Raw genomic sequence first — 19,964 nt, forward strand, 5'->3', positions numbered from 1 at the left:
CGCATCTTACAAGCGTGAGTCTCAGAATTCGGGGGAGCACACTCAGGTCTTGGGATTATGCCGCGCTTGGACTACAGGGGCAGACTGACTCTGGTTAGTCTGATATTTTCAGGGGAACTATGCATGGCAAGGAGGCAGTTTGCACTAAGAAATGAAAACGCCCCAAAAGCACACAGGCTTTTGAGGCGTTTTGTTGGGTTGTGCCGTTCAGGCTGCCGGTGTGCTTAGACCGATTGGGCGTTTTGCAAAGCCTGGATACGTGCCGCGATAGGAGGGTGGGATGCAAAGATCGCGCTGATCGAACGACTACCCGAAATACCGGAGGCCTCAAAGTTCTTGGGCAGCTCACCAGGAGCCATGCCACCCAGACGGGCCAGAGCATGGATCATGGGCTGGCGCGAACCCAGCAACTGGGCGGAACCGGCATCGGCGCGGTATTCACGCTGACGGGAGAACCAGGCCACGATGATGGAGGCCAGCACGCCAAAAATCAGCTCAAACACAAAAACCGAGGCGTAGTAACCCATGCCCACGTCGCGATCGTTGCGCAACAGCACGCGGTCCACAAAGTAGCCAGCCAGACGGGCCAGGAAGATCACAAAGGTATTCACCACGCCCTGGATCAAGGTCAGGGTGACCATGTCGCCGTTGGCAATGTGGGCAACCTCATGACCGAGCACCGCCATGACTTCTTCTTCGGTCATGCCGCGCAACAAGCCTGTGGACACGGCGACCAGAGCATCGTTCTTGAAGGCGCCAGTGGCAAACGCGTTGGGCTCGCCGTCGTAAATAGCCACTTCTGGGCGGCCAATACCGGCGCGGTCCGCCAGTTGGTGCACGGTATCGACCAGCCACGCTTCTTCCGCGTTGGCGGGGGCGTTGGGATCAATGACACGCGCGTTCACGCTTTGCTTGGCCATCCACTTGCTCATCAGCAAGGAAATGATGGCGCCGGTGAAACCGACCAAGGCCGAGAAAATCAGCAATTGAGTCAGATCCAGACCTTGCGCGTTCAGGTAACGTCCCACACCCAAAATATTCATGGAGGCGCTGAGCACCAGCATGACGGCCAAGTTGGTTATTAAAAAAAGGACAATTCGTTTCATGAATGCGGATTCCGGTATGACAAAAGAAATCGTGACCGTGGAAAGACGATCGGCCCGAATTTTAGCCTTGATTCCAGGCGTGATAATAAAAGATTCAGCCTTTAGTCAGCTTTTGATCAAGATAGTTTCTTGAGCTGTCTTTCAAGCTGTGGTCTAACTGGTCTGGATATGGGGTTACCGAGCCACTTTTGCAAGGCGGAGAGTATAGTAGTGGCTTTCCCTTATTACTGATTTGGTCTGATCACATGCAGTCATTGTGGATGCTGGTAGCCTGCGCCATGTTTGCCATTATGGGGGCCTGTGTCAAAGTGTCCGCCGATGCTGGGGCGTCGATGGCACAAATCGTTTTGTTCCGGGGTGTGCCCTCGGTCCTGCTGTTAGTGTTCTGGGCCAAGAGCCGTGGTTTGCGGCTGGCCCCTCAAAGTTGGAAGCTGCATATCCGGCGTAACGTTTCCGGGGTCAGTTCCATGTGGTTGGGTTTTCTGGCCCTGGCAAATCTGCCCTTGTCCACGGCCGTCAGCCTGAATTACACCGCTCCCTTATTTATTGCTTTCTGGATGCTGGCCTGGGGTGGCACCCAGCGCGACCCTGTGCGTCTGATTGCGGTGCTCTTGGGTTTTATGGGTGTGATCGGTGTGCTGCGTCCCAGTATTACGCCCGATCAATGGTGGGCTGCCATGCTGGGCCTATGCGCCGGCGCTTTGAGCGCGGTGGCCATGATGCAGGTACGTGCTCTAGGACGTTCAGGTGAGCCTGAATGGCGCACCGTGCTGCTGTTTTCCTGTTTTGTCGTATGCTCCAGTCTGGTTGGCCTTTTGTGGGAAGGTTGGCGCGAACTGAGCTGGCGCGCCTGGCTGTCCCTGTTGGGCGTAGGCTTGTCTGGTTTGTTTGGGCAACTGACCATGACGCGTGCTTTTGGACTGGGTTCGGCCTTGTTGACCGCAGCCTTGCAATACACCACCATTATTTTCGCCGCCCTGATTGGTATCGCTTTCTGGGGGGATGTGCCTGACGGGGTAGCCTGGGCAGGTATGGCATTGATTATCGGGTCTGGCCTGTTGTCAGCCTGGCGCACCTACAGCGAGGATCGTATCTTGCGAGGTCAGGCCGCGGCAGCCGAGCGGGCTCCCGTCAAGGAGGCAGAACGTGTTTGAATTTCTGATTAGCGCAGAACAAGTCCAGGCCAATCTGAATAACTCAGAGTGCTTGATTCTGGATGTACGCCATGACTTGATCGACCATCAAGCAGGACGACGCGCTTATGAGCAGGGGCATATTCCAGGTGCGGTGTTTCTGGATCACGAGGTTGATCTGGCTGCTCCCAAGACCGGGCTGAATGGCCGTCATCCTTTGCCCAGTCGTCAGGTGCTGGCCCAGCTTTTGCAGCAAAGCGGCTTGCGTGACGGCATGCAGGTTGTGGTCTACGATGCCCAGGGTTCCTTGTTTGCCAGCCATATGTGGTGGATGCTGCGTTGGTTGGGGCATCCCCAGGTCGCCATTCTGGATGGTGGCTGGCAGGCCTGGCAACAACTGGGCGGAGCCCAAGAAAGCGGCCCGGCTAGGCCCGCCCCGGCAGCGGCTGAATTGAGCATCCCTGAACAGGCGGCCATGCCTACCGTGCAAACGGATCAGGTACTGAAGAACCTGTCCAAACCTATTTTCACTGTGCTGGATGCGCGCGCTGCCGAACGATATCGCGGAGATGTGGAACCGATGGACCCGGTCGCAGGTCATATCCCCGACGCGTTGAACCGTTCGCACCTTAATAATCTGGATGAACAAGGGCGCTTCAAGCCGGCTGAGCAGCTACGTCAGGAGTATCAGGACTTGCTGGGGACGATTTCGGCAGAGATGGTGGTCCATCAGTGTGGTTCGGGTATTACGGCTTGTCACAATCTTTTTGCCATGGAATTGGCGGGGCTGTCCGGCTCCAGCATTTATCCAGGCTCCTGGAGTGAATGGGTCAGTGACGCCAGCCGGCCTGTTGCGCGCAGCTAGTCAAAGGCAAGAGACTTCTGGTGCTGAGAAAGCCGCCCCAAAGCGGCTTTTTTACTGTCAGGTGACTCTAAGGCTCGGCGCCCCCGGTAAAAAGCGTCCTCGTGGGAGGGCAGCAAGCCACAGGCTCCCGTACAATGCCACATCCAATTGTGGCCTCAGGTAGTCCGGACGGCCCTCATTGATCAGGAATAGTTATGGTTAAATCTCGCGATGATAATCAAAGTGCCCAGGCGCCAGACCAGCAGGATTTTGAGTCCGCTCTGGCGCAATTGGAAGCGCTGGTCGCTCGCATGGAAAGCGGGGCGCTGCCGCTGGAGCAGGCTTTGCAGGCTTACGAGCAGGGTGTGGAGTTAGCCCAATTGTGTCAGCGCAAACTGGACCTTGCCCAGGAACAGGTCAGTGTATTGCAGGGCAATCTGCTGCGTCCCTTGTCGGGGGATGAGGCTGTTGGAGATAGTTAAGATGAGTTCTACCAGTTTTTCTGATTGGCTGCAGGCGCGGGTTGAGCAAACTGAGACCGTACTGGATCAGTCCTTGCCCCCTGTCAGCCAGGAACCTGCTCGTTTGCACGAAGCCATGCGCTATAGTGTGCTGGGTGGTGGCAAGCGTGTGCGTGCTGCCTTGGTCTATGCCGCAGGCGAGGCCGCCCTGCAAGGCAAGCCTATGGCGGCTGCCCAACTGAAAGCATTGGAGCTGGCTGCGGCGGCGGTGGAGTTGATTCACGCCTACTCGCTGGTTCATGATGATTTGCCTTGCATGGACGACGATAAATTGCGTCGTGGTCGCCCAACTACCCATGTCCAGTTTGATGAAGCCTGCGCCATGCTGGCAGGCGATGCCTTACAGCCCTTGGCCTTCGAGCTGTTGGCGCAAATGCCGATTGCCCCTGCCTTGATCGTGCAAGCCATTACCCAATTGGCTCAGGCTGCGGGCAGTGCCGGCATGGCTGGTGGTCAGGCGATTGATTGTGAAAGCGTGGGCATTGCCCTGGACCGCGATCAACTGCAAGAAATGCACAGCATGAAAACCGGCGCCATGTTGCAGGCCAGCGTGTTGTTGGGTGGTATTGTGGCGGGTGCCTCATCCACTGTGCGTAATGGTTTGGAAGAGTATGCCCAGGCCGTCGGTCTGGCTTTCCAGGTCGTGGACGATATTCTGGATGTGACAGCCGATACCGCCACGCTGGGCAAGACAGCCGGTAAAGATGCGGCCGATAACAAGCCTACCTATGTCTCCATCCTGGGTATGGACGGATCGCGCGAGTTGCTCGGTGCCCTGAATGAGCAGGCTCAGTTGGCTTTGCGTCCCTTGGGGCCTGCCGCTGCGCGCCTGATGCAACTGGCTGACTATATCGTGGGCCGCAATCATTAAGCGACGTGGGCCTGTGCTACTTTGGCACAGGCCGCGAAGCGTTTTACAATAGCCGATTGGCGATTGTCTTTGGACAGTCGTTTCACTTATTTGCCCGGATAGACGTCTTTAGTATGACAACCGTTTCCCTAGAGCAGATTCAGTCTCCCGCCGACTTGCGCCAGCTTGATCAACGTGATCTTCCTGAGCTGGCACGACAACTGCGCGAGTTTGTTCTGCAATCCGTATCCAAAACCGGTGGGCATTTGTCGTCCAATCTGGGCACGGTTGAATTGACCACCGCCTTGCACTATGTGTTCGAGACGCCCCACGACCGTATCGTGTGGGATGTGGGTCATCAGTCCTATCCGCACAAGATTCTGACTGGCCGGCGCGATCAGATGGGAAGCTTGCGTCAGCAAGATGGCATCTCCGGTTTCCCCAAGCGTTCCGAGTCCGAGTACGACGACTTTGGCACCGCACATTCCTCGACCTCGATTTCCGCCGTATTGGGCATGGCCGTGGCTTCGCGCAATGCCGGGATCGAGCGTCAGCACATTGCCGTGATCGGCGATGGCGCGATGACCGCTGGCATGGCCTTTGAAGCCCTGAACAATGCCGGTGTCACCCCCGATGTGAATGTGCTGGTGGTGCTGAACGACAATGACATGTCGATCTCCCCGCCGGTAGGTGCCCTGAACCATTATCTGGCTCGCCTGATGTCGGGCCGCTTTTACGCCGCTGCCAAGAATGTGGGCCGTGCTGTTTTGCAGCATGTGCCGCCCGTTCTGGATCTGGCGCGCAAGTTTGAAGGCCATGCCAAGGGGATTTTGTCTCCGGCCACGCTATTTGAAGAGCTGGGCTTTAATTACGTAGGCCCGATTGACGGCCATGATCTGGACGCGCTGGTCTCTACCTTGAGCAATCTGCGTGATCTGGGTGGTTTGCAGTTCCTGCATGTGGTGACCCGTAAAGGGCAGGGTTACAAGCTGGCCGAGGCAGACCCGGTGCTCTACCACGGCCCTGGCAAGTTCGATCCCTCGGTGGGTTTGGTTAAGCCAACGACCAAGCCGCGTCCGACGTTTACGCAGATCTTTGGCCAGTGGTTGTGCGATATGGCCAAGCAGGACCAGCGCCTGTACGGTATTACCCCTGCCATGCGTGAAGGCAGTGGCATGGTGGAGTTCGAGCAGCAGTTTCCCCGTCGTTATTTTGATGTGGGTATCGCCGAACAGCACGCCGTCACGTTTGCGGGTGGCTTGGCCTGTGAAGGACAAAAACCTGTTGTGGCGATTTACTCCACTTTCTTGCAGCGTGGCTACGATCAACTGATTCACGACGTGGCTTTGCAGAATCTGGATGTTACGTTTGCGTTGGACCGTGCCGGTATTGTGGGCGCAGACGGGGCAACGCACGCCGGTAATTACGACATCGCCTTTTTGCGCTGCATTCCAAACATGGTGGTCGCCGCCCCGTCGGACGAGAACGAAACCCGCTTGTTGCTGACCTGTTGCTACCAGCATCCAGGCCCCAGCTCGGTGCGCTATCCTCGTGGAGCAGGTATCGGTGCTGAAGTAGACCAGGCGCTGAACACTGTGCCGCTGGGCAAGGCCAATTTGCGTCGCCAAGGCAAGAATCTGGCCATTTTGGCTTTCGGACCCGTGTTGCACGAGGCCCTGAAAGCGGCCGAGGTTCTGGACGCTACCGTGGTGGATATGCGTTTTGTGAAACCCATGGACGAAGCCTTGCTGCAAGAGCTGGCACAAAGCCATCAGGCTTTTGTGACGGTGGAAGAAGGCTGTTTGATGGGTGGCGCAGGCAGCGCGGTACTGGAGTTTGTCAGCCGTGATGCGCTGGTGATGCCCGTGCTGCAACTGGGCTACCCTGACGAGTTCATTGACCACGGTGACCAGAAGAAAATAGCTCAGGATCTGGGTCTGGATGCCGCAGGCATCGAGCGTTCAATTCGTGAGCGTTTCTCAAGTTTGTTTGAGGTGTAAGGCAATTGCGACGTATTTGAGGTGTTAAATACCCCAATATGCGTGTTATTGCTAAGGTTATCGAAGCTCGCTTGCTATAAGCGTAAGATAATAATTCATTATTGTTTTTATTTGCGGTTGCGGCTTTGTCGTGGCTGAACCTGATGGATATGAATACAGTGTCGGAATCGCCTTTGGCCATGCCAGATGTGCAAAGCAGCATGGATACACGCCGTGTTGCGATTCAGCGCGTGGGTGTGCGCGGGGTGCGGCATCCGATGATGCTGGACCTGCAGGGGCAGGCCGTGCCCACCGTGGCGCAATGGGAGTTGACGGTGGCCTTGCCGCCCGAAGAAAAAGGCACCCATATGTCGCGCTTTGTGGCTTTGCTGGAAGAGTATCGTCGTCAAGCCATGACGCCTGCCGGTTTTGTGCAGATGGCCCAGACCATGTTGCCCTTGCTCGGTGCCGGGCGTGGCGACATGACGGCCACCTTCCCCGTGTTTCTGGAAAAAGTGGCGCCCGTATCGGGAGTAGCCAGCCTGATGGACTACACCGTTAGCTGGACGGCGCGCGTCGGTGTGGATGCCCAGCCTGAATTTGAATTATCTGTGCTGGTTCCCGTCACCAGCCTGTGCCCGTGCTCCAAGGCAATTTCAGAGTACGGTGCCCATAATCAACGCTCGCACGTCACTGTGCAGGCCGTGTTTGCGGATCCGGCTGCGCTGGATTTGCCTACGCTGATCAAGTCGGTTGAAGAACAGGCGTCCTGTCAGCTGTGGGGCTTGCTCAAGCGCACTGACGAAAAATACGTCACCGAATACGCTTACGACAATCCTAAGTTTGTCGAAGACCTGGTGCGTGATGTTGCCGTCAGTGTGCGTAGCCTGCCCGGAGTGTTGCGTTATAGCATCGAAGCCGAGAACTTTGAGTCGATTCATAATCACTCTGCCTACGCAAGCGTGCAGGGTTAAGGCTTTTGGCTTGTCAGCCAGCCTTTCTTGGTGCTAGTATCTATGGTTTCTTGCTCGACCCGGATTGAATGGGCGGGCTGTCGCGCTTGGTGCCTGACTGTGTTTGCAGTAGGTAGTAGGCGATATCCACAAGGAGTTGTTCCATGCGTCACTACGAAGTAGTGTTCATTGTGCATCCCGATCAAAGCGAGCAAGTGCCCGCCATGATCGAGCGCTATTCGGCGATTGTTACTTCCGAAGGCGGTGCTATTCATCGTCTGGAAGACTGGGGCCGCCGTCAACTGGCTTACCCAATCCAGAAACTGGTCAAGGCTCACTACGTGTGCCTGAACATCGAATGCGGTCAGTCCACCTTGGACGAACTGGAGCATTCCTTCCGCTACAACGACGCTATCTTGCGTTACCTCGTCGCTGGCACGAAGAAAGCCCCTGAAGGCGCTTCGGTCATGATGAAGTCCGTCGAACGCGAAGAAGCACGTAAAGCAAGTACTGAAGCCAGCGCTCCTGCAGCCGCTGACGCTGAAGCTCAAGCTGAAGAGTAATAGCTCCGACTGCGTGAACCAGTTCTCTCTTGCCGGTCAGCTTATCGACATCAAGCCCTTGCGTTATACGCCGGCGGGTGTCCCAGCTCTGGAGTTGGTTCTGGAACACGAATCTTCCGTAATGGAAGCCGGTCACTCCCGGCAAATCGCTTTGACGATGCAGGCAGTGGCTCTGGGAAATAATGCATTGGGTCTGGCAGACACTCCTTTGGGAGCCCGTTTGCAACTACAAGGTTTTATTGCTCCCGCCCGTAAAGGCTCGACGCGTCTGGTGTTGCATATACAGCACTACCAGCGCCACTTTCCGGGACAAGGCTCTGTTACGGTTTGACTGGTCTGGCTCGATCGTCGCGAAGTGTTCAACACCTCGCTTCACACTGAATTCTTCCGGGTATAGCCCGGTTACTAACGAGGCACAAAATGGCTTTCCGTAGAGGCAAAGACAAAAAACGCAAATTTGCACAACAGAACCCACTGTTCAAACGCCGCAAGTTCTGCCGCTTCACCGTCGCTGGCGTTGAAGAAATTGATTACAAAGATCTGGACACCCTGCGTGATTTCATCCAGGAAAATGGCAAGATCATCCCTGCACGTTTGACGGGCACCAAAGCCCACTACCAGCGTCAGCTGGACACCGCTGTCAAGCGCGCTCGTTTCCTGGCTCTGTTGCCGTACACCGACAACCACAAATAATCCAGAGGAACCTTAGTCATGCAAGTTATTTTGCTCGAAAAAGTCGCCAACCTGGGTAATCTGGGTGACGTTGTGCGCGTACGTGATGGTTACGCCCGTAATTTCCTGCTGCCACGCAAAGTTGCCCGCCGTGCTACGGCTGCTGCTCTGCAAGAGTTCGAAGCACGTCGTGCCGAACTGGAGAAGCTGCAAGCTGAAAAGCTGGCCGCTGCTCAGGCTCAAAACGAAAAGCTGAACGGCCAAACTTTCACCCTGGTTCAAAAAGCCGGCGTGGACGGTCGTCTGTTCGGTTCCGTGACCACCATGGACATCGCCAATGCATTGCAAAATGCGGGCTTTGCCGACCTGGTCAAGACTCAGGTTCGTCTGCCCGACGGCCACCTGAAAGCCGTTGGCGAGTACTCCGTTCAGGTTGCTCTGCACCCTGACGTGACTGCTGAAATCAACGTTGTGGTTCAAGGCGACGTAGCCTAAGACTAGTGCGTTGACGCATGGTACATTCCTTCATGGGGTGTATCTGCCAAGCTAAGAAAAAGCCGGTGCAAGCCGGCTTTTTTGTTTTCTCTTCGTTCAGTCCGAGTAGCGCCAGCACGCCTGCCGCGTGGCTGTGTCCTCGTCTTCGGTCTTGTCAGCCCACTACGCTGTTGAGCCTGACTGTTCTGCCCCCAGATACACGTTTAAGACCGCACAACAGATCCTGTTGGCTGCGGCGTCGATTTTTTTCCTTGATTTGAAGGTATATGCATGGAAAGCAAGTCAGCCAAATCCGATTCAACATTGGATTACCTGAGGGTCCCGCCTCATTCCATTGAGGCGGAGCAGTCGGTGCTCGGTGGCTTGTTGCTCGATAATGCCGCGTTTGACCGAGTGGCCGACATTGTCACCGACGAGGACTTTTATCGTTTTGATCACAAGCTGATCTGGCAACACATTACCCGTTTGATTGGTCTGGCTCGTCCTGCCGACGTGGTCACGGTGTTCGAGTCCCTGTCGGTTGCGGGCAAGCAGGAAGAGGTGGGCGGCCTGGCGTATCTGAATGCCCTGGCCCACAACACGCCATCGGCTGCCAACATTCGTCGCTACGCCGAAATCGTGCGCGAGCGCTCCACGCTGCGCAAGCTGGTCACAGTAGCTGATGATATTTCCTCAGCTGCGTTTAACCCTCAGGGCAAGGAAGCCCGCCAGATTCTGGATGAAGCGGAAACCCGCGTGTTTCAGATCGCTCAGGAAGGGGCGCGCGGCTCTCAGGGTTTTCTGGAAATCCAGCCTTTGCTCAGCCAAGTGGTAGAGCGTATTGACGAGCTCTACCATCGTGAAGGCGACTCGGAAGTGACCGGGGTGCCTACGGGTTTTGTGGATCTGGACAAGATGACCTCGGGCCTGCAAGCCGGTGACCTGGTGATTGTGGCGGGTCGTCCTTCCATGGGTAAAACCTCGTTCTCCATGAACATTGGCGAACACGTAGCCATTGCCCAGGGTTTGCCGGTGGCCGTGTTTTCCATGGAAATGGGCGCGGTGCAGTTGGCTATGCGTATGGTGGGCTCGGTCGGTTTGCTGGACCAGCACCGCATGCGTACCGGCAAGCTGACTGCCGATGATTGGCCGCGCTTGACGCACGCGGTGCAGCAGGTGCAGGAAGCCCAGATTTACATTGATGAAACGCCCGGTCTGTCCTCCATGGAAGTGCGGGCGCGGGCTCGACGATTGGCGCGGCAGTGTGGCCAGCTTGGCTTGATCATCATCGATTATTTGCAGCTGATGTCCTCAAGCGGTGGCGAAAACCGGGCAACGGAAATTTCTGAAATCAGTCGTTCCTTGAAAGGTTTGGCTAAAGAGCTGAACTGTCCCTTGATTGCCTTGTCGCAGTTGAACCGAAGTCTGGAACAACGGCCCAACAAGCGTCCTGTGATGAGTGACTTGCGGGAGTCGGGTGCTATTGAGCAGGATGCGGACTTGATCTTGTTTATTTACCGTGACGAGGTCTACAACCCTGACTCACCCGACAAGGGCACGGCAGAAATCATTATTGGTAAGCAGCGTAACGGTCCTATTGGTTCGGTTCGTCTGACCTTTGCTGGCGCCAGTACGCGCTTTTTGGATTACATGCCGACGTAGTAAAGATTGGTATGCGATGCCTACTCGCTGGTGAGTGTTGCTAGGCATCGGGAGCGGGCTACCGCAGAAGAATCAAGGGGAGGCATTTGCCTCCCCTTTGTTATGTTTTACCGGACCAGAGGTAGACCATCAGCAGCAAACGCCACCGGCTCGGCTGGGAGTGGGCTTGTTCTGGCCCTGGAAGGGTGGATCTGAGTTTTGTTGTCCACAGCCTGCAAGCAGGGGAGAAGCCGGCGCGCTGGAGGTTTGGCGATTGATGGGCATAGATAGGCATTGAGGCTGTTTAAACAGCCTCAATGCCTTTTTAATCTCCGCTGCGGGCAGCTAGTCTTTTCGCCAGCCACGCGCACACCAGTAGTTGCCACTGGTGAAACAGCATGATCGGCAAGATGATGGGCCCGACCATAGCACTGGGGAAAATGACATTGGCAATCGGGATGCCGCTGCTCAGGCTTTTATTGGAGCCGCACATCAGCAGGCTGACTCGGTCCTCAAAGGCAAAGCCCAGCCAACGCCCAAGGTTCCAGGCCAGCACTTGCGCCAAGGTCAGCAGAACGGCGTTGGACAGCACAATCAGCCCTAGGGCACTGAGCGGGGTGGAGGACCACAGACCGCCCACCACCGCGCCTGAAAAGGCCGTATACACCACCAGCAGGATGGATCCCTGATCCACGACTTTCAGCAGTTGCTGACGTTTCATCACCCAGGCCCCTATCAAGGGACGCAGCAGATGCCCGAAGACAAAGGGGAAAAACAGTTGCAGCATGATCTTCCCCACCGCCTCCAGCGACACCGTTGCCTGGGCGCTGGTCGCGCCGGCCAACATGATGCCGACCAGCAGGGGAGTGATGAATACGCCCAGCAAGGTAGAAGCAGAGGCACTGCAAATTGAAACCGGTACGTTGCCACGTGCCATTGCTGTCAGGGCTACCGCAGACTGCACGGTGCTGGGCAGACAAGCCAGAAACAGAACTCCCAGGTACAGATTGTCTGTCAGCCAGGGACGCAGTACGGCGGCCACGCCACTACCCAGAATAGGGAAGAGCACAAAGGTGACGGACAGAATCAGCAGGTGCAAACGCCAGTGGGACAAGCCACCCCAGATAGCCTCGCGTGATAGGCGGGCACCATGCAGAAAGAACAGCAGGGCAATCGCAATCTGTGTGATGTGTTGAAACAAAGGCACGCCCCAGCCTTGGGCGGGCAGCAGACTGGCAAGCGCAACCGTGGCAAACAGTTTCAGCAAAAACGGGTCAATCGGTAAACGCTTGATCATGCTTGGTGGGCGCTCATGGAAAGCGCCATACGGTAGGCATAGCCCAGGGAGGAGGCATCAGCCTTGCCCTGTCCGGCAATGTCGTATGCCGTGCCATGGTCCACACTGGTGCGGATAAATGGCAGGCCGACGGTTACGTTCACGCCTTCGTCCAGACCCAGCAGCTTGATGGGGATCAGACCTTGGTCATGGTATTGGGCCACCACAATATCGAACTCCCCCTGACGTGCTCGCATGAAAATCGTATCGCCGGGCCAGGGGCCGCTGGCCTGGATGCCTTCGGCGCGGGCTTGTTCAATCGCTGGGCTGATCTGTTCTTTATCTTCCAGGCCAAATTTGCCGCCTTCACCAGCATGGGGGTTTAAACCGGCCACCGCCACACGGGGTTTGGCGATTCCGGCCTGGGTGCAGGCCAGTTGTGCCAGCCGTATGGTTTGCAGCACGCGCGCTTTCGTAATCAGGGAGGGGACGCGTGCCAGCGGTTCATGAATGGTGACCAGAATGGAGCGCAAGTGCTCGTTGGCCAGCATCATGGCGTAGTGCTCGGTGTGGCTGCGCTCGGCCAGAATCTCGGTATGGCCGGGGGCATCGATACCGCCTTTTTGCATGGCCAGCTTATTCAGCGGGGCGGTGACGATGGCACGGATCAGGCCAGCCTGGGCATCATCAATGGCGTGGCACAAGTATTCGTAGGCACCACGTCCAGCCAGGGCGTGAACTTCGCCATAGGGCAGATCTTCGGGCAGGGCTTGCCAGCGATTCAGTACGGCAATGACCCCTTTGGGCGTGCAAATGGGCTGCTTTACTTCCTCGACCCGCCAGTCCTGGGCAGCGCCAATCAGAGTCAAGGCACGACGCATTGCACCCGGATCGCCATACACGACGGCCGGGTGGGGTAAACCTTCAACCATCAGACGGGCGATAATTTCCGGGCCTATGCCAGCGGCATCGCCCATGGTAAGCCCGATGGGCTGTGCGGTACGTTTCATAACAGTCATTAAAAATCCCCCATGCTGCGTCTTCGATCGGCTTGTTGATCGTGGTGTAGCCTGGCGGTAAAAAAAAACCGGGTTCAAGACCCGGTTTGAGTGAGTAGAGATTCGGTTTAGAGTGCGTCGCTGGCGTAATCGGCCAGACGGGAGCGCTCACCACGTTGCAAGGTAATGTGGCCTGCATGCGGCCAGCCTTTGAATCGGTCTACTACGTAGGTCAGTCCCGAACTGCCCTCGGTCAGGTAGGGCGTGTCGATCTGGGCAATATTGCCCAGGCAGACGATTTTAGTTCCAGGGCCGGCCCGCGTCACCAGTGTTTTCATCTGCTTGGGTGTCAGGTTCTGCGCCTCGTCGATGATCAGGAACTTGTTCATGAAGGTACGGCCACGCATGAAGCTCAGGGATTTGACCTTGATCTTGGAGCGCACCAGTTCCATGGTGGAGTTGCGCGGAGCCTCAGTGCCTTGGGGATTGCTCAGGTTGCCGGAGGACTTGCCGGTGCCCAGGTGCAGGACTTCCAGGTTGTCTTCCAGGGCCCCCATCCAGGGCTGCATTTTCTCTTCTTCAGTACCAGGCAGAAAACCGATGTCATCACCCACGGGCACCGTGGCACGGGTAATGATGATTTCGTTGTAGCGCTTGGTCTCCAGGGTCTGGGTCAACGCACTGGCCAGGGCCAACAGCGTTTTACCCGTACCGGCATGACCGAGCAGGGAGATGAAATCAAAATCCGGGTTCATCAACAGGTTCAGGGCAAAGTTCTGTTCGCGGTTGCGAGCAGTAATACCCCAGACATTGTTTTTGCCGTGGCTGTAGTCGCGCAAGGTCGCCAGTACTGCAGTATTGCCGGCGGTCTCACGTACCTGGGCATACAAGGGATCATCGCCTTCGGTAAACACGAACTGGTTGACCATGAACTGGCTGCATAGCGGCCCGCTGATGCGGTAGAAGGTGGTGCCACCCTGTTGCCAGGACTCCATATTCTTGCCGTGTTTGGTCCAGAAGTTGTCCGGCAAGGGCATGACACCGTCATACAGCAAGTCGGAATCATCCAGCACGTGATCGTGGCGGTAGTCTTCGGCCAGCAGGCCCAGGGCCTTGGCTTTCAGGCGCATATTGATGTCTTTGGACACCAGGACCACTTCGCGCTTGGGCATGCTTTGGGTCAGGGCATTGACCACGGCCAAAATCGCGTTGTCAGCCTTGCCCAGCGGCAGTTGGATGGGCAGGCTGGTATCCAGGGCACTGGTCTGGAAGGTAACGGCGCCCAGCGCTTCGGTATTGCCGATGCCATCCAGATTAATGGGTTTGTCCAGACCATGATCGCCCACCAGACCTTCCAGGGATCGGCTAACCTGGCGCGCATTGCGAGCCACTTCTGACAGGCCTTTTTTCTGGTGATCCAGCTCTTCGAGCACCATCATGGGCAAGAAGATGTCGTGCTCTTCAAACTTGAACAGCGAATTGGAGTCGTGCAGCAAAACGTTGGTATCCAGCACAAACAGTTTGCGCTGAGTAGGGGCCAGACGAGTGCGTTTGCCCGACGTGTTGGTCGTGGGCTTGGGCTGCTGGACCGGACTGGCGGCGGCACTTTTGCTGGGAGCTGGCTTGGCGGCGCTGGCGGGAGCTGTTTTGGCCGCCGGGGCTGCCGGCGCTGTCTTGGCAGGCGCCGTCTTTTTTGCACGTGGCTCAACAGCGGCTTTGCGGGCTGGAGCGTTGGGGCTGGCAGGAGGAGATTCGGGTTCGTCTAGTGGTACGGGTGGATCGGCAAGGATGACACTGTCATCTTTTTCGCTAAGCAGGGTTCCCAGCTTGGTGGGCAACGTTGGTAGCGGCATATAACACGTACTCCTGGTTGTGTGCCGACCCGCAGGCCGGCACGGTAAGGTTTCAGGCGGCTTGCTGGACAGCCTGTAATACAGCTTGGACGTGGCCGGGCACTTTGATGCCACGCCATTCTTGAATCAACACACCTTGGGCGTCGATCAAAAAGGTGCTGCGCTCGATGCCACGTACCTGTTTACCGTACATGTTTTTCATTTTCATGACCCCAAACAGTTCGCACAAGCGCTCGTCGGTGTCGGCAAGCAAAGGAAACGTCAGGGCTTGTTTGTCGATAAAACGTTCGTGCGAGCTGAGCGAGTCGCGCGAGGCGCCAATAATTTGCGCGCCCGCCGCCTGGAACTCGGGCAGAGCGTCGCGGAAATCTTGGGACTCGGTGGTGCAGCCTGGCGTGTTGTCTTTGGGGTAAAAGTACAACACTGTCATTTTACCTTTCAGGTCAGCCGCGCTGAACTCGCCCTGGGTGGAGGGCACGGAAAAGTCGGGGATAGGGGCACCAATTTGTACGGCAGTCATGCTTTTTCCTGTATCAGTAAGGCCGCAACAACTTTGCGGCCTTCAGCCATGAGGATATTGTAGGTTCTGGCAGCGGCCTGGGTATCCATGATTTCCACACCTATGCCCCACTGCAGCATTTCCTGCGTGACAGCGGGGTGCAAAAAGTGCTGGCGCTGGCCAGTGCCAATCAAAATCAATTCGGGGGCATTGTCAGGGCGCGCTGGCGGGGCGTCATCCAGAAAGGCCATAGGGTCTTGCTGGACCGATTCCAGTCCCGCAATCTGGCGCAGCAGCACGGCTGTCAGCTCGGATGCGCTTTGAATGGCCAGGTCCTGAACCGGACCTTCAGGGCTAAAGAAGATGGAATGATCGTGGTTTTGAAAGTTGATCGCCACGTAGTCCTCACCGTAGGCGGTGATGGCATTCATGGCTGGATTGTGTTCGCGTTGCAGTTGCACGATGAGTCTCTCCGGTTTTCAGCTTCGATGATAGCGCAAAGCGCCAGCGTCGATGCGGCACCTGATCTGTTTGCAGTGATTCTCAGTAAGTCAATCATGGATTAAACTCTTTGATTCACTTTTACCTTTTGGTCTGGGTCTTCGCTTTTTCTCATTAAGGAATACCATGATTCGCTTTCCGCGCATCGAGCGTTTGCCGCCTTACGTGTTCAATATTACTGGCGAGCTGAAAATGGCCGCCCGCCGTCGTGGCGAGGACATTATTGATATGTCCATGGGGAACCCAGACGGAGCGACACCGGCGCACATCGTGGAAAAGCTGGTCGAGGCGGCTACCCGCCCTGACACTCATGGATATTCTGTCTCCAAAGGCATCCCGCGTCTGCGCCGCGCCGTGACCAATTGGTACGAGCGCCGCTACAATGTGCACTTGGATCCGGATAGTGAAGCGATCGTTACCATCGGTTCCAAAGAAGGCCTGGCCCACTTGATGCTGGCAACGCTGGACAAGGGCGACACTGTGCTGGTGCCCAATCCCAGTTACCCCATTCATATCTATGGTGCCGTTATTGCCGGTGCCAATATTCGTTCGGTGCCCATGATCCCCGGCGTGGATTTTTTCGAGGAAATCGAAAAAGCCGTGCGGGAGTCCATTCCCAAGCCCAAAATGATGATTCTGGGTTTTCCCAGCAATCCGACAGCCCAGTGCGTGGAACTGTCCTTTTTTGAGCGTATTGTGGCGCTGGCACGCGAGCACAATATTCTGGTGGTACATGATCTGGCCTATGCCGATATTACCTTTGACGGCTACGTGGCCCCCTCCATCATGCAAGTGGAAGGCGCGCGCGATGTAGCGGTCGAGTTTTTTACCATGAGCAAAAGCTACAATATGGCTGGCTGGCGTATTGGCTTCATGGTGGGCAATGCGTCACTGGTCAATGCTCTGGCACGTATCAAGAGCTATCACGACTACGGCACCTTCACACCGATTCAGGTGGCCGCCATTGCGGCGCTGGAAGGGCCACAAGATTGTGTCAAGGAGGTGGTGGAGCAATACCGCCGCCGTCGCGACGTATTGGCCAAGGGCCTGCATGAAGCAGGCTGGATGGTCGATGTCCCCAAGGCATCAATGTATATCTGGGCCAAGATTCCCGAGTTCTACAAGGACATCGGTTCGCTGGAGTTTGCCAAGCGCTTACTGAGCGATGCCAAAGTAGCCGTATCCCCCGGCATCGGCTTTGGTGAGTATGGCGACAACTATGTGCGCTTTGCGCTGATCGAAAACGAGCAACGTACCCGTCAGGCGGTACGCGGCATCAAAGAAATGTTCCGTAAGGACGGATTTGTTCAATGAGTCCTATCAAAGTAGGTTTGCTGGGTTTGGGTGTGGTTGGCAGCGGCACCTGGAACGTATTGAAACGCAATGCAGATGAAATCGCTCGCCGCGCTGGTCGCCGTATTGAGGTGGTCGCTATTGCTGTGCGTGACCTGGAAAAGGCACGTGCGCTGGTGGGGGACGACGTCACCCTGACCACAGACGGCATGGACGTGGTGCGCAACCCCGAGATCGATATTGTGGTCGAGCTGGTGGGGGGCGACACCTTGGCACGCGAATGGGTCATGGAAGCCATTGCCCAGGGCAAGCACGTGGTCACCGCCAACAAGGCGCTGTTGGCCAAGCATGGCAACGAGATTTTTGCTGCGGCTCACGAGCGCAGTGTCATGGTGGCGTTTGAAGCTGCGGTGGCTGGCGGTATTCCCATCATCAAGGCGATTCGCGAAGGCCTGACGGCCAACCGTATTCAGTGGCTGGCCGGCATTATCAATGGCACCACCAACTACATCCTGTCCGAAATGCGCAACCGTGGCGTCAGCTTTGCTGAAGCCCTGGCCGATGCCCAGCGTCTGGGTTACGCCGAAGCCGATCCTACTTTCGACATTGAAGGGGTGGATGCGGCGCACAAACTGAGCCTGCTGGCCTCCTTGGCCTTTGGTATTCCAGTGCAATTTAGCAAGGCCCACGTGGAAGGCATTACCAGCCTGGCACTGGAAGACCTGCAACACGCACAACGCCTGGGCTATAACATCAAGCTGCTGGGTATTACCCGTGCCCGCGAAGAAGGTATTGAGCTGCGCGTACACCCCACACTGGTTCCGCTGCAAAGCATGCTGGCCAATGTGCAAGGTGCCATGAACGCGGTGCTGGTGCATGGCGATGCTGTGGGTCAGACTGTGTACTACGGCGCTGGTGCCGGTGCCTTGCCAACCGCGTCGGCGGTGGTGGCCGATCTGGTAGACGTGACCCGTCTGCAAACCGCAGAACCCGAACACCGCGTGCCCTATCTGGCCTTCCAGCACAACGCCATGTCCGATACCCCCATCCTGCCTATGGATGAAGTGGTGTCCTCGTACTACCTGCGTTTGCGTGTGGACGACCGTCCTGGTGTGCTGGCGGATGTGGCTCGTATTCTGGCGCAAGCCTCGATCTCGATCGGTTCCATGTTCCAGGAACCGGCTGGCGAACAGGCCGATATCATCTTCCTGACGCACGAAGCGCGTGAAGGTGCCATCAATGGCGCTATCAGCCAGATTCAGAATCTGCCTTTTGTACAGTCCGCCGTGACCCGTTTGCGCGTGGAGAATCTGTAATGAATTACGTATCCACCCGTGGCGGCATGAAGGCCCAGCCATTTTCGGACATCTTGCTGGAAGGCTTGGCTCCGGATGGTGGCTTGGCCATGCCAGAAAGCTACCCTCAAGTCAGTGCAGAAACGCTGGAATCCTGGCGCGCACTGAGCTACCCCGAACTGGCCGCCAAAGTGCTGGGCTTGTTTGTCACCGATATTCCGGCGGACGAACTGTCCGCATTGACGGCACGTGCTTACGCCCCCGGCGTGTTCGACAGTGAGCAGGTTGTACCCGTCAAGGAACTGGAGCCTGGTTTCTCTTTGCTGGGCTTGTCTCAAGGTCCAACCCTGGCTTTTAAAGACATGGCCATGCAGTTTCTGGGCCAGGTGTTCGAGTACGTACTGACACAACGCAACAGCACCTTGAACATTGTGGGCGCCACGTCTGGTGACACGGGTTCGGCGGCTGAATATGCCTTGCGCGGTAAGCGTGGCGTCAGCGTGTTCATGCTCTCGCCTTACGGTCGCATGAGTGCTTTCCAACGCGCCCAGATGTACTCCTTGCAAGACGACAACATCCACAACCTGTCGGTAAAGGGTGTGTTCGATGATTGCCAGGACATCGTCAAGGCCTTGGCGGGCGATCTGGAGTTCAAGTCCAAATGGCATCTGGGTGCCGTGAACTCCATTAACTGGGCACGGATTTCGGCTCAGGTGGTGTACTACTTCTGGGGCTGGCTGCGCAGCACGGACCAGGCTGGTCAAAAGGTGTCGTTTGCCGTTCCTTCGGGTAACTTCGGCAATATTCTGTCGGGCCACATTGCTCGTCAGATGGGTCTGCCTATCGCCAAGCTGGTTCTGGCCACCAACGAAAACAACGTGCTGGAAGAGTTCTTCCGCACGGGCATTTATCGCCCGCGTGGTTCCGAGCAAACTTACGCTACGTCCAGCCCGTCCATGGACATTTCCCGCGCCTCCAACTTTGAGCGCTTTGTGTTTGATCTGCTGGGCCGTGATGGCAGCAAGGTCAAGGCATTGTGGGAACAATTGGCCAAAGAAGGCCAGTTCGACCTGAGCGAGCATCTGCCACGCTTCCAGGAAGAGTTCGGCTTTGTGGCCGGTGCCAGCTCGCACCAGGATCGTTTGAACACGATTGCCCAGGTGAACCAGCAGTATCAGACGCTGATCGACCCGCACACGGCAGATGCCGTCAAGGTGGCTCAGAACTTCCGCGAAGAAGGCATCCCCATGCTGGTGCTGGAAACCGCGCTGCCTGCCAAGTTCTCCGAAACGATCGAAGAAGCAATTGGTCAGCCGGCGCCAGTGCCTGAACACTTGCGCGGTCTGGCAGATTTGCCGCAAAAAGTGGTCGTGATGGATGCCGATGTCGCTCAAGTACGTCGCTACATCGAGGAACACGCCCCCACCTGATGCCAGCTACCTGCGCGGGTTCTTTGCTGGCGCAGCCATAGCGGCTAGGTAGTCGTTTCAAACCCCGATTTTGATCTTCCTGC

The 19,964-nt window shown here is 56.6% G+C and carries 20 protein-coding genes; 14 read left to right on the top strand and 6 right to left on the bottom strand.

Annotated elements, in window-relative coordinates:
* Positions 1-224 precede the first annotated feature (224 nt).
* Positions 225-1,106 carry a protease HtpX gene (htpX, locus tag LNA76_RS12330; RefSeq protein WP_230019162.1) on the bottom strand — a complete coding sequence of 294 codons (882 nt, stop codon included), beginning with the start codon at positions 1,104-1,106 and terminating at the stop codon, positions 225-227.
* Between the two features lie 245 nt (positions 1,107-1,351).
* Here htpX and LNA76_RS12335 point away from each other — a divergent pair, with 245 nt between their 5' ends.
* The 11 genes from LNA76_RS12335 (at position 1,352) to LNA76_RS12385 (ending at position 10,757) form a co-directional block, all read left to right on the top strand.
* Positions 1,352-2,260, top strand: a complete 909-nt coding sequence (locus tag LNA76_RS12335) for a DMT family transporter (RefSeq protein WP_108727903.1) — start codon at positions 1,352-1,354, stop codon at positions 2,258-2,260.
* The gene (locus tag LNA76_RS12340; protein ID WP_108727902.1) at positions 2,253-3,104 is read left to right on the top strand and encodes a sulfurtransferase; all 852 of its coding nucleotides are present in this window, start codon (positions 2,253-2,255) and stop codon (positions 3,102-3,104) included. Before LNA76_RS12335 ends, LNA76_RS12340 begins: the two co-directional genes overlap by 8 nt.
* Positions 3,105-3,298: 194 nt before the next feature.
* Positions 3,299-3,565 (top strand): exodeoxyribonuclease VII small subunit, encoded by a 267-nt coding sequence (locus tag LNA76_RS12345; protein ID WP_094196002.1) that lies wholly within the window; start codon positions 3,299-3,301, stop codon positions 3,563-3,565.
* Between the two features lies 1 nt (position 3,566).
* Positions 3,567-4,475 carry a polyprenyl synthetase family protein gene (locus LNA76_RS12350; RefSeq protein WP_108727901.1) on the top strand — a complete coding sequence of 303 codons (909 nt, stop codon included), beginning with the start codon at positions 3,567-3,569 and terminating at the stop codon, positions 4,473-4,475.
* Between the two features lie 113 nt (positions 4,476-4,588).
* The gene (dxs, locus tag LNA76_RS12355; RefSeq protein WP_094196004.1) at positions 4,589-6,454 is read left to right on the top strand and encodes a 1-deoxy-D-xylulose-5-phosphate synthase; all 1,866 of its coding nucleotides are present in this window, start codon (positions 4,589-4,591) and stop codon (positions 6,452-6,454) included.
* Positions 6,455-6,603: 149 nt separating this feature from the next.
* Complete coding sequence (gene folE2, locus LNA76_RS12360) at positions 6,604-7,407, top strand: GTP cyclohydrolase FolE2 (RefSeq protein ID WP_094198287.1); 804 nt, start codon at positions 6,604-6,606, stop codon at positions 7,405-7,407.
* A 143-nt stretch (positions 7,408-7,550) separates the two neighbouring features.
* On the top strand, positions 7,551-7,949 hold the full coding sequence (gene rpsF / locus LNA76_RS12365) for a 30S ribosomal protein S6 (RefSeq protein WP_003802446.1): 399 nt from the start codon (positions 7,551-7,553) through the stop codon (positions 7,947-7,949).
* A gap of 13 nt (positions 7,950-7,962) precedes the next feature.
* The gene (gene priB, locus LNA76_RS12370) at positions 7,963-8,280 is read left to right on the top strand and encodes a primosomal replication protein N (RefSeq protein ID WP_094196005.1); all 318 of its coding nucleotides are present in this window, start codon (positions 7,963-7,965) and stop codon (positions 8,278-8,280) included.
* Between the two features lie 89 nt (positions 8,281-8,369).
* A complete protein-coding gene (rpsR, locus tag LNA76_RS12375; RefSeq protein WP_003802444.1) occupies positions 8,370-8,642 on the top strand; it encodes a 30S ribosomal protein S18 in 273 nt (90 codons plus the stop codon).
* An 18-nt stretch (positions 8,643-8,660) separates the two neighbouring features.
* The gene (gene rplI, locus LNA76_RS12380; protein ID WP_094196006.1) at positions 8,661-9,116 is read left to right on the top strand and encodes a 50S ribosomal protein L9; all 456 of its coding nucleotides are present in this window, start codon (positions 8,661-8,663) and stop codon (positions 9,114-9,116) included.
* A 270-nt stretch (positions 9,117-9,386) separates the two neighbouring features.
* The gene (locus LNA76_RS12385) at positions 9,387-10,757 is read left to right on the top strand and encodes a replicative DNA helicase (RefSeq protein WP_094196007.1); all 1,371 of its coding nucleotides are present in this window, start codon (positions 9,387-9,389) and stop codon (positions 10,755-10,757) included.
* A 304-nt stretch (positions 10,758-11,061) separates the two neighbouring features.
* Here LNA76_RS12385 and LNA76_RS12390 read toward each other — a convergent pair whose 3' ends face one another.
* From LNA76_RS12390 to LNA76_RS12410, 5 genes are all read right to left on the bottom strand, one after another.
* A complete protein-coding gene (locus tag LNA76_RS12390; protein WP_230019163.1) occupies positions 11,062-12,033 on the bottom strand; it encodes a bile acid:sodium symporter family protein in 972 nt (323 codons plus the stop codon).
* Positions 12,030-13,022: a 4-hydroxythreonine-4-phosphate dehydrogenase PdxA gene (pdxA, locus tag LNA76_RS12395; RefSeq protein ID WP_108727899.1), complete on the bottom strand. Its 993-nt coding sequence runs from the start codon at positions 13,020-13,022 to the stop codon at positions 12,030-12,032. Before pdxA ends, LNA76_RS12390 begins: the two co-directional genes overlap by 4 nt.
* 116 nt (positions 13,023-13,138) lie before the next feature.
* Complete coding sequence (locus LNA76_RS12400) at positions 13,139-14,863, bottom strand: PhoH family protein (protein ID WP_108727898.1); 1,725 nt, start codon at positions 14,861-14,863, stop codon at positions 13,139-13,141.
* 52 nt (positions 14,864-14,915) lie between these two features.
* Complete coding sequence (locus LNA76_RS12405) at positions 14,916-15,383, bottom strand: peroxiredoxin (protein WP_108727897.1); 468 nt, start codon at positions 15,381-15,383, stop codon at positions 14,916-14,918.
* Positions 15,380-15,823, bottom strand: a complete 444-nt coding sequence (locus LNA76_RS12410) for an Mth938-like domain-containing protein (RefSeq protein WP_230019164.1) — start codon at positions 15,821-15,823, stop codon at positions 15,380-15,382. Before LNA76_RS12410 ends, LNA76_RS12405 begins: the two co-directional genes overlap by 4 nt.
* 166 nt (positions 15,824-15,989) lie before the next feature.
* Here LNA76_RS12410 and alaC point away from each other — a divergent pair, with 166 nt between their 5' ends.
* The 3 genes from alaC to thrC are packed head-to-tail and all read left to right on the top strand — an operon-like array spanning position 15,990 to position 19,881.
* The gene (alaC, locus tag LNA76_RS12415) at positions 15,990-17,177 is read left to right on the top strand and encodes an alanine transaminase (protein ID WP_094196013.1); all 1,188 of its coding nucleotides are present in this window, start codon (positions 15,990-15,992) and stop codon (positions 17,175-17,177) included.
* Complete coding sequence (locus tag LNA76_RS12420; protein ID WP_121738468.1) at positions 17,174-18,472, top strand: homoserine dehydrogenase; 1,299 nt, start codon at positions 17,174-17,176, stop codon at positions 18,470-18,472. Before alaC ends, LNA76_RS12420 begins: the two co-directional genes overlap by 4 nt.
* Positions 18,472-19,881 carry a threonine synthase gene (gene thrC / locus LNA76_RS12425; RefSeq protein WP_230019165.1) on the top strand — a complete coding sequence of 470 codons (1,410 nt, stop codon included), beginning with the start codon at positions 18,472-18,474 and terminating at the stop codon, positions 19,879-19,881. The genes LNA76_RS12420 and thrC overlap by 1 nt, the downstream gene beginning before the upstream one ends.
* Positions 19,882-19,964 lie beyond the last annotated feature (83 nt).

Source organism: Alcaligenes sp. MMA (assembly GCF_020907215.1).
GTDB lineage: Bacteria > Pseudomonadota > Gammaproteobacteria > Burkholderiales > Burkholderiaceae_B > Alcaligenes > Alcaligenes aquatilis.